At 66.1% G+C, this 15,630-nt stretch carries 18 protein-coding genes; 11 read left to right on the forward strand and 7 right to left on the reverse strand.

Features of this window, described 5'->3' with window-relative positions:
- Positions 1 to 30: 30 nt before the first annotated feature.
- From IR212_RS12575 to IR212_RS17115, 6 genes are all read right to left on the reverse strand, one after another.
- On the reverse strand, positions 31 to 288 hold the full coding sequence (locus IR212_RS12575; RefSeq protein WP_194396234.1) for a hypothetical protein: 258 nt from the start codon (positions 286 to 288) through the stop codon (positions 31 to 33).
- A gap of 259 nt (positions 289 to 547) precedes the next feature.
- Positions 548 to 937: a sulfate permease gene (locus IR212_RS12580; protein ID WP_194396235.1), complete on the reverse strand. Its 390-nt coding sequence runs from the start codon at positions 935 to 937 to the stop codon at positions 548 to 550.
- A gap of 138 nt (positions 938 to 1,075) precedes the next feature.
- Positions 1,076 to 4,513, reverse strand: coding sequence for a MobF family relaxase (mobF, locus tag IR212_RS12585; protein WP_420488623.1), 3,438 nt, complete (start codon positions 4,511 to 4,513; stop codon positions 1,076 to 1,078).
- 114 nt (positions 4,514 to 4,627) lie between these two features.
- The gene (locus IR212_RS12590; RefSeq protein ID WP_228479302.1) at positions 4,628 to 5,776 is read right to left on the reverse strand and encodes an alpha/beta hydrolase family protein; all 1,149 of its coding nucleotides are present in this window, start codon (positions 5,774 to 5,776) and stop codon (positions 4,628 to 4,630) included.
- 36 nt (positions 5,777 to 5,812) lie between these two features.
- Positions 5,813 to 6,739, reverse strand: coding sequence for a DUF6545 domain-containing protein (locus IR212_RS12595; RefSeq protein ID WP_228479303.1), 927 nt, complete (start codon positions 6,737 to 6,739; stop codon positions 5,813 to 5,815).
- Positions 6,740 to 6,774: 35 nt separating this feature from the next.
- Positions 6,775 to 6,984, reverse strand: a complete 210-nt coding sequence (locus tag IR212_RS17115; RefSeq protein WP_228479304.1) for a hypothetical protein — start codon at positions 6,982 to 6,984, stop codon at positions 6,775 to 6,777.
- Here IR212_RS17115 and IR212_RS17120 point away from each other — a divergent pair, their 5' ends adjacent.
- Positions 6,985 to 7,218, forward strand: coding sequence for a hypothetical protein (locus tag IR212_RS17120; RefSeq protein ID WP_228479305.1), 234 nt, complete (start codon positions 6,985 to 6,987; stop codon positions 7,216 to 7,218). It begins immediately after the preceding gene.
- Positions 7,219 to 7,301: 83 nt separating this feature from the next.
- Here the strand turns inward: IR212_RS17120 and IR212_RS12605 are convergent, their stop codons facing one another.
- Positions 7,302 to 7,724 carry a hypothetical protein gene (locus IR212_RS12605; protein ID WP_194396238.1) on the reverse strand — a complete coding sequence of 141 codons (423 nt, stop codon included), beginning with the start codon at positions 7,722 to 7,724 and terminating at the stop codon, positions 7,302 to 7,304.
- Positions 7,725 to 8,134: 410 nt separating this feature from the next.
- On the opposite strand from IR212_RS12605, the gene IR212_RS12610 reads away from it, so the two are divergent.
- The 10 genes from IR212_RS12610 to IR212_RS12655 all read left to right on the forward strand — a co-directional run bounded on the left by IR212_RS12610 (position 8,135) and on the right by IR212_RS12655 (position 15,621).
- The gene (locus IR212_RS12610) at positions 8,135 to 9,190 is read left to right on the forward strand and encodes an ArdC-like ssDNA-binding domain-containing protein (RefSeq protein ID WP_228479306.1); all 1,056 of its coding nucleotides are present in this window, start codon (positions 8,135 to 8,137) and stop codon (positions 9,188 to 9,190) included.
- On the forward strand, positions 9,187 to 10,077 hold the full coding sequence (locus IR212_RS12615) for a bifunctional DNA primase/polymerase (protein WP_194396239.1): 891 nt from the start codon (positions 9,187 to 9,189) through the stop codon (positions 10,075 to 10,077). The genes IR212_RS12610 and IR212_RS12615 overlap by 4 nt, the downstream gene beginning before the upstream one ends.
- Positions 10,078 to 10,106: 29 nt before the next feature.
- Entirely contained in the window at positions 10,107 to 10,754 is a 648-nt protein-coding gene (locus IR212_RS12620) for a DUF2637 domain-containing protein (protein ID WP_194396240.1), read from the forward strand.
- 3 nt (positions 10,755 to 10,757) lie between these two features.
- Positions 10,758 to 11,165, forward strand: a complete 408-nt coding sequence (locus IR212_RS12625; protein ID WP_194396241.1) for a hypothetical protein — start codon at positions 10,758 to 10,760, stop codon at positions 11,163 to 11,165.
- Positions 11,166 to 11,255: 90 nt separating this feature from the next.
- Positions 11,256 to 12,077 carry a hypothetical protein gene (locus IR212_RS12630; protein WP_194396242.1) on the forward strand — a complete coding sequence of 274 codons (822 nt, stop codon included), beginning with the start codon at positions 11,256 to 11,258 and terminating at the stop codon, positions 12,075 to 12,077.
- Complete coding sequence (locus IR212_RS12635; protein ID WP_194396243.1) at positions 12,074 to 13,129, forward strand: ParB N-terminal domain-containing protein; 1,056 nt, start codon at positions 12,074 to 12,076, stop codon at positions 13,127 to 13,129. The genes IR212_RS12630 and IR212_RS12635 overlap by 4 nt, the downstream gene beginning before the upstream one ends.
- A 66-nt stretch (positions 13,130 to 13,195) precedes the next feature.
- On the forward strand, positions 13,196 to 13,846 hold the full coding sequence (locus tag IR212_RS12640) for a hypothetical protein (protein WP_228479307.1): 651 nt from the start codon (positions 13,196 to 13,198) through the stop codon (positions 13,844 to 13,846).
- Between the two features lie 4 nt (positions 13,847 to 13,850).
- Entirely contained in the window at positions 13,851 to 15,014 is a 1,164-nt protein-coding gene (locus IR212_RS12645; RefSeq protein WP_194396244.1) for a M23 family metallopeptidase, read from the forward strand.
- Complete coding sequence (locus IR212_RS12650; RefSeq protein WP_194396245.1) at positions 15,011 to 15,283, forward strand: DUF6112 family protein; 273 nt, start codon at positions 15,011 to 15,013, stop codon at positions 15,281 to 15,283. The genes IR212_RS12645 and IR212_RS12650 overlap by 4 nt, the downstream gene beginning before the upstream one ends.
- A gap of 68 nt (positions 15,284 to 15,351) precedes the next feature.
- A complete protein-coding gene (locus IR212_RS12655) occupies positions 15,352 to 15,621 on the forward strand; it encodes a DUF6112 family protein (protein WP_194396246.1) in 270 nt (89 codons plus the stop codon).
- The last annotated feature ends 9 nt before the right edge of the window (positions 15,622 to 15,630 follow it).

Genomic DNA, 15,630 nt, shown 5'->3' on the forward strand with positions numbered 1-15,630 from the left:
AGCCTCGTAGTACCGGCGGTCGGGCATTGGCTAATCGCCGTCTTCGACCAGCCCGTAGACGAAGTCGGTGAGTGCTTCGCGATTCCCCGTCGGATCGATGATGACCCGACTGACGATGTCGACGAGCATTTCGCGATCGCCTTCTGCGAACTCCCCTGCTTCCTCGAGGACCCAGGAGACGTCATTCGCCAGACGATAGTCCGGGTCATCGGCGTGAATCTCGGGATAGTAGAGCACGGCCAGGATGCCGGCTTTCTGGACAATCTCGTCTGCCGCGTCACGGTTCATACTTGATGGTCCCAGTCCTCGGGTCTCGATGGCTCGGCGAGCGCAACGGCTGGGTCACGCCAGACACCCGCTCTATCGGCCTTTGCCACTTCGTCAGTCAGGTGCACGCGGAGGCCCGTAACCGCGCCCACATCGTGGACGCGCAGCCCGGGGGGCCACAGGCTCATCCGCCGTCGCCAGCCTTGAGTGAGTCGAGTGCGAGTACGAGTGCGGAGGAACCCGCGTGTGATGGAGACCTCCGGCACGCCGTCAGCGAAGTTCAGTGCATAACCCGAGCGGGCGCCTGGGTCGCGCGCTCGAGCGGGACCCCGTCGCTCAGCACCGCCGCCCGCTCCAAGCGTCGGATCCGAGCCTCACCCATCCGCACGCGCAGCAGGCAGAAGAGACTTGCGGGGCCGACCGCGACGAACTTGAGCGCATTCCACAGACAGAGAAGCACGAGGAGGTTCAGCCAGCCGGGCGCGCCCTGACTGATGGCTCCCGCACAGAGCGCGGCGGCCACGAAGTAGACCCCCGCCAAGACCATCGCCGGCAGCCCCCACTTCAGACCGCGCCGAGTGAAGATCGCACCAAGAAGGATGTTGGTCGGCATGAACCGACGCAGAAACACGCGGATACGGATGCTGAGCATCCAGACGAGTCCGAACATGCGGCTGCCCTCCATGTGTCCGGCAATGAGAACCTGGAAGGACTGGCCGACGGCCCGTCATACCGCCGCAACGAGCGGCGGCGCGTGAGAGATTGCCTGGTGACAGGGTAAGACGGGTAGCCGACAAATGAAAGGCCACTACCGGCCCGGTGCCGCCCTGTCACGAACACGCTCCGGCGCGCCGGAGACCTGATCATGTGCTCGGTGTGCCAGGCGTTGCGCCGTCTGGATCGCAACACGGGCAGCAGCAGCATCGCGCTCCTGCGCGCTGCCTGTCGGAACGCCGCCGAGTGGACGATGGCTCGTCACCCCGTACCGGTCGCGGTATGCGGCGACGATGCAAGCCTGACGCACCCAAGCCGCACGGGATGATCCCTCCGGCGCGACGCCGAGTGCGCCGACCCACGCCTGGCGTCGCGCGAGAGCAGTCTCCGCAAGACCCTGGGCTCGGCGTTCGATCAGCGCCTTTCGTTCGTCCAACGCGCGACGCATCTCGGGCGCCATCGGGCCGAGAGCCTCGGGGATGAGCCCCACAATCGCTCGCGACGCCTTCCGCCCGAGCCCACTGTCCATCTTCGCCGTCGCGTTCTCGAGGCGGGACAACAGGACCGTCGCGACATCGCCGGCCCCATCGAAACGGCGTGACCGCACAAGCGCGGAAAGCAGTTGGCGCACATCGTGGTGATCGGCCTCGGCCCGGCGGAGCGCAGCTGTCAGTCGACCGAATGCGTCCGAGCTCAGCACCGCCGCGGCTTCGGCGCTCGTCAGGCCAGCGCCCTCGACCAGAACAACCCAGCGGTCGTGCTGGGCGGCGGCTGCGATCGTCTCGTATTCAGCGGCGAGCTGTGCGATCGAGCCCCAACGGTTCTGCTCCGCGGCAATCGTGTCGTGCGCAGACAGTTCCGCACCGACATGCTGGAGCACTCCGTGAAGCACAGTCCGCGCGGTCGCGTCGATCGGGTCCCCGGGGTGCGGTCCGGCGTGGGCAGCTTCCGGCCTGTCGATGGAGACGTAGGCCGTGTTCGTTTCGCGTCCGCGAGTCATCGCGACGTAGAGACTCTCCCGGGTCATCCCCGATCGCACCAGCACATGAGCCGTGTCGGTCGTGATGCCTTGTGCCCGGTGAGCGGTGATCGCGTAGCCCAGATCGACGTGTTCAGCGACGTATGCAGAGGGCAGTGCGACGGTCGCTCCCCACGATCGGCCAGCTCGACGCACCAGCATCCCGCCATCGCGGCGGAGCGCAGTGACGCTCCATCTGTCGCCGTTGCGCACCCAGGTTCTCCCCGCGCGCATTGAGCGATCGTTTCGCCGCGTGATCACGATGTCACCGACTGCTGCCGCACCCTCGCGCAACATCACTTCGTCCGGTCCCGTGATCTCACCGGCGAGGATCCGCTCGGCGCGGGCGCGGATGTTGAACGATGCAACGGCGTCGTTGGAATCCGCAACGAGGACACTCGATTTGCCACGTCGCACGTCCTGGCGCCAGTTCGCGTAGGCCGCGTCGATCATCGCGTCCCAGTCCCCCTCGGCCACCCTGCCGTGCTCCGCGTAAGCGTCAATCGCCTCGTCATTCCCATCACGCAGCTGAATGGATGCATCCCTTTCCCACGCGTGGAGGAACCGGTGGATGTCGACGAGCTCGGGCACGTCGTCTCGATCGTGCACGAGCAGGGCGAACGCGCCGCCCGCATCGACAGCCTGAAGTTGCGCATGGTCGCCGACGAGGAGCACCTTCGCCCCCGCACGCTCCGCAATCCCCGTGATTCGATCGAGCGAGAGCGTGCCGGCGAGCGATGCCTCGTCAACGATCACCAACTGCCCCACCGAGAAGGCCTCGCCGCGGGTCAGGTGGTTGCTCCACCACTTGGCGGTGTTCTCGGTAGGGATGCCGAGTTCCTCAGCGAGCACGTGCGCCGCTCCCGCCGATGGCGCCAGCCCGACGACGGATCCGCGACCGTAGGCGGACTCCCAGGCGTTGCGAAGTGCTCGCATCGCCGTCGTCTTGCCCGTCCCAGCAGCCCCGACAAGCAGATCGACGGCGCGGCCCGAGCTGACGATCCGGTCGAGAGCCACTCTTTGGTCGGTCCCGAGCGCAACGCGTTCATGCCCTGCGGATGGAATCTGCAAGGTGGTCATGCGCGGCGCGCTTGTGGTGCGAGATCGGTCGAGTAGCCGGCACTCGGCGTCAAGCAGGAGCTCGGCTGTGAACACGGCGCTCTGGCGGGCGCGGAACACGGACGAACCGTCGGCGCGCTTGAATGCAACGGGGCTCTCCGCAATCTCTGGCGGCGAGAGCCGCAGAGACGCGTTCTCGGCGGCGTCGGCGACGAGCTCGACGAGCGTTTCACGATCGGATGCTGTTGCGAATCGCATCGGCATGGTCTGACGTGCAGCCTCGGCGATGAGGTTCCAGCGGCGCCACGTCGTCCGCCTTTCGGCGACTGCGACCATGACGCTTGCGCCGAGTGCCGCGAGAGCATCAGATGGCACGTCCGTCATGCGTGTCAGCGTGGGCTTCCCGCTGTTCGTGACAAGAGCGCGTGCCCAGGATGTTGCGTCACGCCCGAGCTCGTGCGTTGTGCGGTTGCGCCATCCGGCAGTCAGCTCGGCGAGCGAGTGCAGCTGCTTCTCGGGACGCGTTGTAAGCGTTGCCTGCGCGCGTAGCTTCATGATCGTTGCACGGGCAGGACGGTGACCATGCGTCGCGAGGTAGGAGGCGATCAACCGGTCCGTCTCGTCATCGATCGCGTGTGCGCGAGTGGAGAACGCTTGGACAAGCTCTTCGGGGACGCCGCTGATCGCCCACGTCGTGTTTCGGTCGCGTCCAAGACTGCGCCCCTCCCAATCGATGCCGAGTGCGCGGGTGAGCTCGTCGCTGAAGATCGCCTCGTGCAACTCGGACAATGCGACGACTGCGGCATGCAGAGGGCGGCCGTCCAGAGAACGCCATTTGCCGTCAAGTGCGGTCTGCACCTTGTTGCTCACTACGACGTGAGTGTGCAGATGCGGATCCCCCGCGCGGCTATCGAAGTGATCGAACGCCGTGGCGATGAGCCCGTTCACGTCGACCTGCGCAACCGCCCCGTCGGCAGCTGTGGCGCCCGTGCGCGTGGCCGCAATCTCGCGTTCCATGTACGCAACGACGTAGGCAACGGCACGGTGGTGTGCCCGAGCGATGCGCTCCTGCGTCACCGCATCGGCGACGGCCCACAGCACGCTCGCCGACTTAGGAATTGAGAACGTGAAGTCGTAACCGGCCACCGCGCGCTGGCGGGACCCGCCAGTCTCCCCATCCTTGGCGTACTCCGGGTACGCACGACCGAGGGGTTCACCGTTGGACGGGTGGCGCCCCATTCCGATCAGCAGCTGCAGCTGAGCTTCGCTTACGGTGTCTCCCTCGCGGATGCTGGAGCCTAGCGAGCCCACGCCGCCCCCCATCCACCGGCCGGGCGGGGTGCCTTCCGCACTGTAGTAGCGCGTCAGCGGCGTGGAGAGCGAGCGGGAACCGTCTCCCACGGCCACAGTGCGGAGCAGGTACTTGTAGCCGTCGCCGGCGCTCATGACCCGCATCGAGACCGTCACCGCGACACCCCCGCTCCTCTCCGGGGAGGTGCGCACCCTCGATCTGCAAGAGGCGTGGCCGCCAGTGAGGGGGTGTCTGCGAAAGAGGCGACGGAGGTTCGGTCAGGTCGATGGATGGCGAGAGGTCAGCCAATCGGAGACGATCGCCTGCCAGCGCTCGGGGTCAGAGTTCCAGGTCATCGTGTGGGCCGCATCGAACTCGTCGAGCTGAACGAGATCGGGGCGGATTGCGGCCAGCGTTCGGCTGACCTCGAGCGGCGCCGAATCGTCACGTGCGCCATGGAGGATCAGTGTCGGCTTCGCAAGTTCGCGCGCACGGACTATCCAATTCAGGGTGCGCAGCGGGATCGGGCCGGGAAGCCCGAGAGTGCGAGCAAGCGGACCGAGCGAGAGCCATGGGACGGCGAGCAGTCCAGTACCGGCAGGAAGGCCTGCGCGGACGCAGTTGGCCTTCAGGGTTGCGATCCAGTCGAGCACGGGTGACTCGAGGATGAGTGAATCGACGTGCACGGAGTGTGTCGGGTCTGCAGCAAGGCGCAATGCGATCGCGGCGCCCATTGACCATCCGAAGAGAACGATCCGCTGCGCGCCGTGGTCGACGGCATACCGAATTGCAACGGCGACGTCATCGACCTCAGTCGCACCGAGCGTTGACCGCCGGCGTCCAGCCCAGGGCCCGTCGCCGTCATTGCGGTAGGTCACGACGAGTGAGGTGTAGCCCCGCGCGGCCGCTACTCGTGCCCCACGAAGCGGCCCCGATCGCGGACTCCCCATGCCATGAATGTGAATCGCCCAAGCGCCCGACGAATCGCCGTCGATGAGCCACGCCGGCGCGTCGCCGGCGGAAGTCGACAACCGCACCTCCTTGGCGTCGAGATCAGCTTCCGTGGGCGTCGTGTAGTAGATCCCACTCCACGACACACGATCACCAATCGCAGGCACGCGGGTGGCCGACAACTTCGTTACGCGCCGCGCAACACGATCCGGCCCTCGTTCCATCACATCCGCCGCGAGTTGCGCCCATCCTCCAACCTCGAACAGCAGCGTGTAGGAGCCGCGTGCGATGGTCTGCCGGGTTCGATCGAGGACGACCACGACGTCGCCGTCATCGATCTCGACATCCAGAATCGAGAGATCAAAGGTCCGCGGACCCGGTGGGGCAGTCAGCCTGCGAGCGACGCTCTCGCCGACGGCAAGCGCCGATGCGGCTACAGCACCCAGCATCCATCCCAGCGTTGTCAGTGTGCGCACTCCCCCGCCCGATCTCTCATCCGCGACGAGGATGACTCATCGCGCATCTGAGCCAAGCAGATGTGCCTCTGCACGCTCCAGCAGTTGACGGTCTTCACTGGTCGGATCGAATTCGACTCGCGGGTCGATCATCGCGTCCCGGATCTCGACCACCTCTCGATGAAGCACGGTCTCGGGGTCCTCGAGCCGGATCGCTGTCGCACCCCGCTGCCTGAGTCCTGGGCGGACCCGGGTCGCGGCATCCCACAGCGGAGTGAGTTGCTGAACGAAACTCTGGGTTTGGGTCAGCCTCTTGCGCTCACTGAGATAGCGAAGTGCCGGCTGGCCCGCGAGGCCGACGCAAAGGAAGACGAACGTGAGGAGGAACAGCGGTCCATACAAAGTCCCTACCGCAGTCATCAGGTCGAGGTTCCCCGCAAGGTGGGTTACATCCATGACGATCACGCCGATGCTCAGTGAGACCCCCAACACAGCGCCGATGATGAGGGAGGCGGCCGGAACCCGCTGAATGCCGGTGCGGAGGCGGAACTGTCGGATCGCGACCGCCCCCATGGCAGCGACGACGATGCCGTAGTAGGTGAACTGGATGATGGAGTAGGCGGCCGCGGCCGGTTGGCTGCCGAGGTCGAGCATGAAGTTCGTGGTCGTCGAGCCCGTGTCGATGAGGAGGAATGCGATCACGAGCGCGACGAGTGCGACGACGAGCGTGGCCGAGCCGAGTGCGATTCGCACAGGAAGCGGCCGATACTCAGCGGCCTTCATGATGCCGCGGCCGAGAAAGAAGACGCCGATCATCAACGCTGCGTCTGCGATGAGAGTCCCACCGTTCGAGCCGCCAAGGAGCGCGTCGACGGGTGCGTAGACAGCATCGACGCTGAGCGTCATGGCGATCGCGATGGTGATCGCGGCGTAGGTGATGCTGCGTTCTGTCCGCCTGCGCCGCAGGACCAGCAGGCTGATCACGAGCGCCCACATCAGAGTCGCTATAGCTGCCTGGATCATCCGAAGATCTCCAAGTACCGAGACTCCGCGAACGCCGACCCACGGATCGCCGCGGCCAGACGGTCGGCGAGCGATTCTGCGGCCACCTCGCTCTCGCAATCGAGGTCCTGCCGGGCGAGGAGCCGGCGGCGCGTGTACGGCGGGATGTCGGGAAGCAGCAGGTCGTCAGCGGGGCAATCGTCGTCATCGCCGTGGCCGAGGATCATGTGCGCGAATTCATGGAGAACGAACTGCTGCCGGTGAAGAACCGAGTCGCTATGTGCGTGAAGCACAAGGTCTTCGGTGTCCCTGATGAGCCACACCGCGCAGATGCCGTCGTGCGCACCAAGGTCGGCGAGTTCTACGATTCGAAGCGCTCTCCCGCGGCGCTTCTGGAGCACCATGACCAATGCGTCGAAGCTGAAAGCGCTGCCCAGCGCGAGGTCTTCCACGGCCGTTGACACGGTCTGTTCGATGTTCACGTGTCCCACTCCCTTCCGGGAGCATGCGCACTGGGGGCCGGCGAGGACCGACGTGGCACTGCTCAGGTTTGGTTCATTTCCTCATCCAGGTATTTGCTGATCGCTTGAAGCGCCTTGGGCGACACATCCCCTAGCGTTCGCGCGGCGTATGACTTGACCCGCGCCGCCCGCATGGAACGGATGAGGTCGAGTTGGGCATTCACCTTCTCAGGCGTCGGTGCGTCCTCGTCACCGAGCAGGAATGGTGCGTCGACATCGAAGAAGGCCGCGAGGCCATCGACGATCAGAGGGTCCCGGACGTATCGGTGCCCATTGACCATGTAGGTCCAACGCGATCGCGAGAGGCTCGTGCCTCGCGCTTCGAGGAACGCCGAGATTTCGGAATAGGTCGGCTCGGCGCCTGACTCGGCGGTGGAGACATCGAGCAGGAGTCTCAGGCGTTTCGCCAGATCCTGCGCCGCTGACTTGTTGTCGTCGTCCGTCATTCCGCTGGACCACCCTTCACCCTCGGGCAAGGCAAGGCATCGTCGCTCGATTGTTTATGGTACCCATCGATTGGGCATGCTCAATGTACTCGTTGGTCATGCTCAAAACAACGGTTGCGCATGCTCAAAGTCAGTGCTACACCAGAGCTAGTGAAGACTTGAGCATGCTCAACGGAGGTGACGACAGCACCGATCTCGGCTACGGCCCAGCTTCGTATAGAAGCCGCTGGCTCTCGAACCGTCGCCCGGAGTGACTTCTCGCGGGCCCATCAACCTTGCACTCTCGCACGTGATGACCCCGCTCCTGCGGTGCGGTCTCGCGAAGTGCCCCATCAGCTCCCCATGGAGCACCTCAGTGTCATGGACGCACCGCACAGAAGGCGCGCCATCACTCAGGAGAGGTGGTCGTCGTGTCCGACCAGATGGCAAGACCCGACTCCGAGTCGAAGCTCAACGAGTTGCATGATCGACTCGTCCGTTCTGTCCAGGCCCTCATCGAGAGCGACGACTGGAAGCGGGCACTCGAATTCGCAGCTCGGTTCCGCTCGCGGTCGTTCAACAACTCATTGCTGATCTGGGCACAGCACGCGGCCGCGTTCGAGGCGGGAACGGTAGGCGAGCCCACGCCAACACATGTCGCCGGCTTCAAGCAATGGCAGGCACTCGGCCGCAGCGTGGTGGCCGGCCAACACGGCTACATGATCTTCGCGCCGCGGACGGCAAGGTTTGCGACGACGACACCACTGGATGCCGCGTCATGGCGCATGCTCGCGCCACGGGAGCGCCCCCGTCCTGGCGAGGCTGTGCGCACGGGCATCACCGGCGCGCGGCCCGCGTATGTCTGGGACATCGCGCAGACGAGCGGCCCGCCAATCGCGGAACCTCCGCGACCTCAGCTCCTTCTCGGCGATGCACCTGCCGGGTTGTGGAGCGGGTTGACCGCTCTGATCGAAGAAGAAGGGTTCAGCTTGTCGATGGTCACCGATGCGGCTTCCCTCGACGGCGCCAACGGACGAACTGACTTCTCGCATCGGCAGGTCGCGGTTCGGGAAGATATGGATGCCGCCGCGCGCACGAAGACTCTGGCGCACGAGCTCGCTCACATCCGGCTGCACGGGCCGCACCACCAAGCACTCACGCACCGCGGCATCGGCGAGGTGGAGGCAGAGTCCGTCGCGCTGATGGTCGCGGCCGCACACGGGATGGACACACAGAGCTACACGATCCCGTACGTCACCGGATGGGCCACTTCCGTTCCCGATGCGGATGCCGTCGCCGTTGTCCAGCAGACCGGCGAGCGGGTGCGGCGGGCGGCGGTCGCCATTCTCGAGGCGCTGCCCACCGAACAGGTCAGCGCGGCTATCCTGCCCGGCCCGGAACGCCCGCCCGCGCGCGAATCCCTTCGGCGGACCACTTCGGCCGCTCCGCATAGCGCAGGGCCAAACCCAACGCGGAGCATGGCGTGAACATCGCAGAGGTGCTGCTGGCCGTCGCGCACGTGGATCCGCGCCGCGCGGCCATCCAATTCGCGACCGCGGGTCTGCCGATCTTCCCATGCGAACCAGGGGGCAAGCGACCGCTGACCGGGGCGGGATTCCTCGACGCCACGCACGACATTGACAGGGTCGCCGCATGGTGGCGCCACACGCCCCACGCCAACATCGGGATGCCCACCGGCGCAAAGGCGGGGATCGATGTCGTCGATGTCGATGTCAAGTCGGACGGGACTGGTTTCACGATGCTCCAGCGAGCTCTGGATGCGGGCTTGCTCGACGGAGAGCTTGCTCGTGTTCGAACGCCGTCGGGCGGTCTGCATGTCTACTTCCCGGCGGCGCCGATTCCCCAGCGCTGCTGGCAGGCGGCTCGCTGCCACATCGACTTCCGTGGCGACGGCGGGTACGTCGTCGTGCCGCCGTCCGTCGCCATCGTCTCGACCGGTACGGGGCGCTACCGTCCGTTGTCCCTCTCATCTGCTCCATCCCGCCCCGTCGATGCCGGCGCCCTGCGCGACTTCGTGGATCCTCGGCCCGCGCGACAGGAGCGCCAGGGCACTCACGGCATCAGCGGCGAAGCGCTCTCGCTGTGGGTCTCCCGGCTGAGGGAGGGCGAGCGCAATCACGGACTGTTCTGGGCCGCGTGCCGGATGAGCGAGGCGGGCGAAACCGCGGACGCCATTCTCGAGGTCCTCGGGCCCGCTGCCACTCGCATCGGCCTCGACCCGAGAGAGATCGAGCGAACCGTCTCCTCCGCGTGCCGGCATACCCACTTGAGCCCGGCCAGCACGAGCATGAGCGCGGTCGGCCGCGCTCCGACTCGACCGCACGTGTCGACGTCGATGCGGAGCCTTCCATGAACCGTTCGGGCAGTGGGATTCGACTCGCCATGCTCACCGCGGTCGTCGGAACCGTATTCATCGCGGCCGGCGCCTTCTGGTTGTCGTTCACGTCATTGGCCGACCTCGCCCGGCGCAGCGGCTTGGGTACGGAACAGGCCTGGGCGTGGCCTCTGATCGTCGACGGCATCATCGTCGTGGCGACAGTCGCCGTCGTCGTGCTGGCCGGGACTCGCGCGGCGTGGTACCCCTGGACGCTGCTTTTCGCTGGCGCCCTCATCTCCGTCACCGGAAACGCATTGCACGCCGTGGTGACCGCGACCTCGGATGTGCCCCTCGTGCTGGCGGCGGCGGTAGCGGCCGTGCCACCCCTCGTTCTGCTTGCCATCACTCACCTCACTTCCGTGCTCACCCGGCATGCGTCTGTAGCGGCAGGGCCCGCGCCCGTCGCTCAAGCCGCGCGGCGATCGGCCCGCGTCGTCGCCGAGGAGGACTTGGAGTTTCGCGTGGTCGCCTCGAAAGCTTCAAGTGCGCTGACTCCAGGCGGCCCGGACGACGCCGCCGAACTTCGCGCATCCGGGTGGTCGAACCGCGCCATTGCGCAACGCTTCGGCGTCCATCCTTCGACGGTTGGACGTTGGCTACAAGGCCGAGTGCCGGATGCAGAGACACGGAACGAACTCGCAGAACGGAGTTGAGCGATGAACGAGACATCCCACGTCGACGAACAAGGCGCCCACGTCACGCCAACGGAGCGCGAGGCGATCGAATTGGTCGCAACCTCCCATACCCCCGACATCGACCCCCACCGCGTGCCTGCGAACCGAGCCGGATTCGATCGCGCCGCCGTCGAACAGCGACTCCGAGCGAACGTCGTCACGTCAGGCAACGGCGTGACATGGGTTCGCATGTCGGACCTCATCAGTTCCGGCAGCGGACGCATCGCGGGTCGCGGCATTGACCTCGAGGCCGACCTCGCGCGGCGGCTGAGGCATCCAGTAGACGCCACTCGACAGGCCATCCGCAATCGCAGGGCTTCGCTTGCGCCGCTCGATGCATTCGGGCGGAGTCGGTCGCGCGCCGATCGAGACGCGCTCGGCCGGAGTTGATCGATGATGCCCTTCTCCAATGCGCACGGCCGCTCATCCTCCGCCGGAGAACTGCATAGCTTGCGCACCTTCCAACCAGGAGGTGCCAGCATGCCGGAATCCAGCCACGCCAAGAACTTGACGTTCAAAGACTCGGAAGGTCTTCGAGCGGTGCTCGACCGCATGAGCAGCGAAGGAGGCGGGGCATGGCAATCGGACCGTGAGGTCGCCGATCTCATGAGCTACGCGGCCTCCCGATACGCGGCGCTCGCTCGCAAGCACGGACTCGACCCGTGGGAAGCGGCGGCCGCAGCGTTCGATGCCATGCGGGTCACGTCGACGCGGCACGCAGAGGACCCGTGGGCCCTTGTGACACGGGCGGTGCAGGTGACGTGCATCGCCGAGGAACGGGCGCGCGGATTGATGTGCTCCGTCCACCAGGCGCGGCGGCCCCGCTACTCGGTCTTCCACGACGCCGAACGGTTCAGCGATCGAGAGAATGCCCTGGTCGACTACCACCCCGCCTTCCGGGTTCAGCCACCCGATTACCACGTTTCGGAGGAGACGGTCGCCGTTGAATCGGCGATGGAAGACGCGATAGCCCTCTTCGCGCTGGTGGGCTGGTACGCCGATACCGCTCGCGCCGGCGTCGAATACGTGTGCGCACGACTCGCCGATGCCGCATCTCGCGCAACTGCGTTCGAGCAGCTCCGCCGCGACCACGCCGCTCGAGCGTTGCTAGACGTTCCCCAGACGGCATGGCGCGCGATGCTCCGTGCGCTGCTCGGGTCCCCCGACCCCGCGCAGCAAAACACGGCGGCTGGCCGTGGCATCTTGCTGCGTCTCCTCGTCGGCGAATCCCTGGAGTCGCTGCTCCACGATGACCGCCTGCTCGCTGGACTTCTCGAGAACCTGCCCCGCCGACGACCATGAAGCAGCAGGGGCACATCGAGCTCGAACGATCCGTCGACTCCATCCGCGTCGGATCGCGACACCGCGTCGACCTCGGTGACATCGATACGCTGGCCGAATCGATCGAGCGGCAAGGACTGCTGCAGCCCATCACAGTCACACCTGAAGGAGTTCTCGTCTGCGGCGCACGCCGACTCGCTGCGCTCCGGCAGCTCGGTGTCCGCACCGTCAGCGTCTGGGTGCGCGCTGGCATCTCAGACCGCCTGACCCAACTGCTCGCCGAGCAGGACGAGAATGCTCTGCACAAACCGCTGTCACCTACCGAGGCGGCCGCGCTGTACCGCGAGTGCAAGGCACTTCTCGCGGAAGACGCGACACGCCGACAGATCGCATCTCGATTCGGTGCCCCGGCGAAGCCAGAACATCCTGACGGCGCCGTTACGCTAACGGCACCGTCGAAAAGGAACGACAGCGACACGAGAACCCAGGCCGCCCTCCTCGTCACTGGTCGACGCTCGTTCACAACGCTGGATCGCATCGGCCGGCTGCAGGACATCGCCGATGACTCGTCGCTCCCCGCTCAGGTGCGCCGGCACGCGGAAGAGGAACTCGACGCGGTCGCAAACGGCGCACCTGTCCTTCCGGCCTTCCGTCGCGTGAGCGAGGAACAGGTCCTCACGGAACTGGATGGGGTTGCCCAATCGCAGGCGGAATCTCCCGAAGCGCAGAAAGCCGCTGTCCAGGCCGCGGCAAAGATTCGGGCCGGCGAACAGCCGTCGTGGGGTGAAGACCCGAAACAGTTCGCCGTAAGGGCGCTGACCCGTTCACAGGGCACCAGTGCACCGAATAGCTCTCCTCGGCGGGTCGCGACCGCTGAACTCAAGCGCTTTGTCTTCACCTGGGATGACCTCGCGGGCTGGTGGGAGAGATTCGATCCGACGGTGATCGCCGCGGGGCTCACGCAGGAGGAGTGGCACCGGTTCGAGGCGACACTCGAGGGCAGTCTGAGCTTTGCCCACCGCATCCGCGAGCTACGCGACGATCGCTCGACAACGTCGCAACGCGCGAGCTGATCCCGGACCGGGGCTTCCCGCGCGCACCTCTCCGTCGACTACTGAACCGAGCCGACGGGATATCTCATGCACGTTCAGCGCCGCCGCCGGATGGTCATCGTGACTGTGATAGTCGGCGCCTTCATCCTGGCTCTCCTGATCACGGTCGGCGTGTACGGGCTTCTTCGGGGACCAGCATCCGCTCGGACGGATTCGCCGACGGCAAGCGCGACGAGCGCATCCGTCTCGCCCTCGATCGGTCAACCACGGGCGCTGCCCGCGACGACCAGCGCAGCGACATTCGGACACTCGGTGGCGCTCACGCTGTTCCGCTGGGACACGCGCGGCTCGATGGGACCGTCGGATTGGGCGCAGGCGCTCGTCGAAGTCGCAGATCCTGAGGAGGCGGCAGGGCTCGCCTCGGACGTGCGTGCGTACATGCCCTCGAGTGAGCAGTGGGAGCAACTCAAGCTCTACGGGACACGGCAATGGCTCACCATCGATTCCGCTGAAATTCCCAAAGCGTGGGCGGCGGCCGTGGCGCAGGCAGCCCCCGGCCAGCTGCCTCCGGGTGCGACGGCATACACGATCAGCGGTGTGCGGCATCGCGAAGGCATCTGGGATGACGAGGTGATCGCGACTTCCAGCGATGTCAGGTTCACCGTCTTCCTGGCGTGTCCACGCGCGGGCGAATGTCGTCTGTTGCGTCTCTCGCGATTGAACGAGCCGCTCGAGTGACAAGATGGCGAAGTTCGTCGGCAGTCTCATCGTCCTCGTGCTCGTGTTCCCGTCGGTCGGGTTGATCGTGGTCGCGACGCTTCTCAGCCCGGTGGTCATGTCGTGCTCGCTCAGCAACTTGGTCGTCGGTTCGATTCCGGAGTCGCTGACGGCCCGGACGCGCGACGGTCATGCGATCACTCTCAACAGGCAGCAGCTCAGCCACGCCGCCACAATCATGACCGTCGGCGCGCAGACTGTCGGCGTCGGTCGCTCCGGAGTTGTCATCGCTGTGATGGCTGCACTCACCGAGTCGACGCTTCGCATGCTGTCGAACACAACCGCGTATCCGGCGTCGGCCGCCTACCCGAACGACGGCGACGCCTCTGACCATGATTCGCTCGGGCTCTTCCAAATGCGGCCCGCGTCCGGATGGGGAACTGTGGCCGAGCTGATGGACGCGACCTACCAAGCGCGCGCGTTCTTCGGCGGCGCATCGGGACCCAATGGAGGGTCTCCAGGCGGACTCCTCGATATCGCCGGCTGGCAGTTGATCGACCCGGGCGTCGCTGCGCAGCGGGTCGAAGTCAGTGCGTACCCCGCCCGGTATCAGAACTACCAGCCAGTCGCCGAGGCGATCGTCGACGCCCTCACTGCAAGACCTTCGAGCGCGGGAGCGCAAGGCGAGGTCCGTGTCCCGGAGACGACTCGAATCGCGTTCCCACTGCCCTCTGGCACCTACACCGACACCTCCAGTTACGGATGGCGTACCGACCCGTTCACGGGCAACCGGACCTTTCACGAAGGCAGCGACCTCGCCGCCGCGGGCGGGACTCCCATCCTCGCGATTGCCGACGGTGTGGTCACGTTCGCCGGTCGCAGCGGCGGCTTCGGAAACCTGATCATCGTCGAGCACACAGTTGATGGCGAGCGCGTCGCGTCCTACTACGCACACATGTGGGAATCCGGCGTGCACGTCATCGCCGGCAGCACCGTCACCGCCGGCCAGCACATCGGCGACGTCGGATCGTCCGGCCGCTCGTCGGGCACCCATCTCCATCTCGAGATCCACCCGGACGGAAGCGACCATCCCCCGGTGAACGCCATCGAGTGGCTCACGAAACACAACGCCGATGGCGCGTCAGGCGGGCGGATCGTCCCCGCAGATTGCGTCGCGAGCGGATCATGAGCACTCAGGTCTTCCCTGATTTCGGCGCTGTCGGCGGCGCAGCCCAGCTTCGCGACATCGTGGGCGCACTGATGATGTTCGCGCTAATCACCTCCGTGCTCATGCTGATCGTGTGCGCCGTCGCATGGGCACTTGCCGCGGGCCATGGCCACTTTCAGACCGCGGCGCGGGCGCGACTCGGCGTGTGGCTCAGCTGCGCGACCGCCGTCTTCGCCGGCGCAGCCGTCGCTCTCGTCAACTTCCTTCTCGGCATCGGCGCGAGTCTCTAACCGGGCTTCCGACGGGCAGTCCTGGCGCTCCTTCCCCACGACAGCATCCGTCAAGCGAGGAGCACGCCGTGATCGACATCGACCCGAACGCCACTGGACTGCCCGGCATCGAGCAGCTCCGCGTCATCGTCGGTGCAGTAATGACGATCGGCCTCATCCTGAGCGTTCTCGCGCTGATCGTCGCGGCGATCGTGTGGGGGTTCGGCGCGAACTCGTCCAATCCTCACCTGTCCTCGCGGGGCAAGCTCGGCGTTCTCGTCTCGTGTGGCGCAGCGATCGTCTGCGGCGCCGCGGTCACCCTCGTCAACTTCTTCTGGGGTGTCGGTCAGACGGTCTGACCGAGCTGA

The organism is Microbacterium atlanticum, from assembly GCF_015277815.1.
GTDB lineage: Bacteria > Actinomycetota > Actinomycetes > Actinomycetales > Microbacteriaceae > Microbacterium > Microbacterium atlanticum.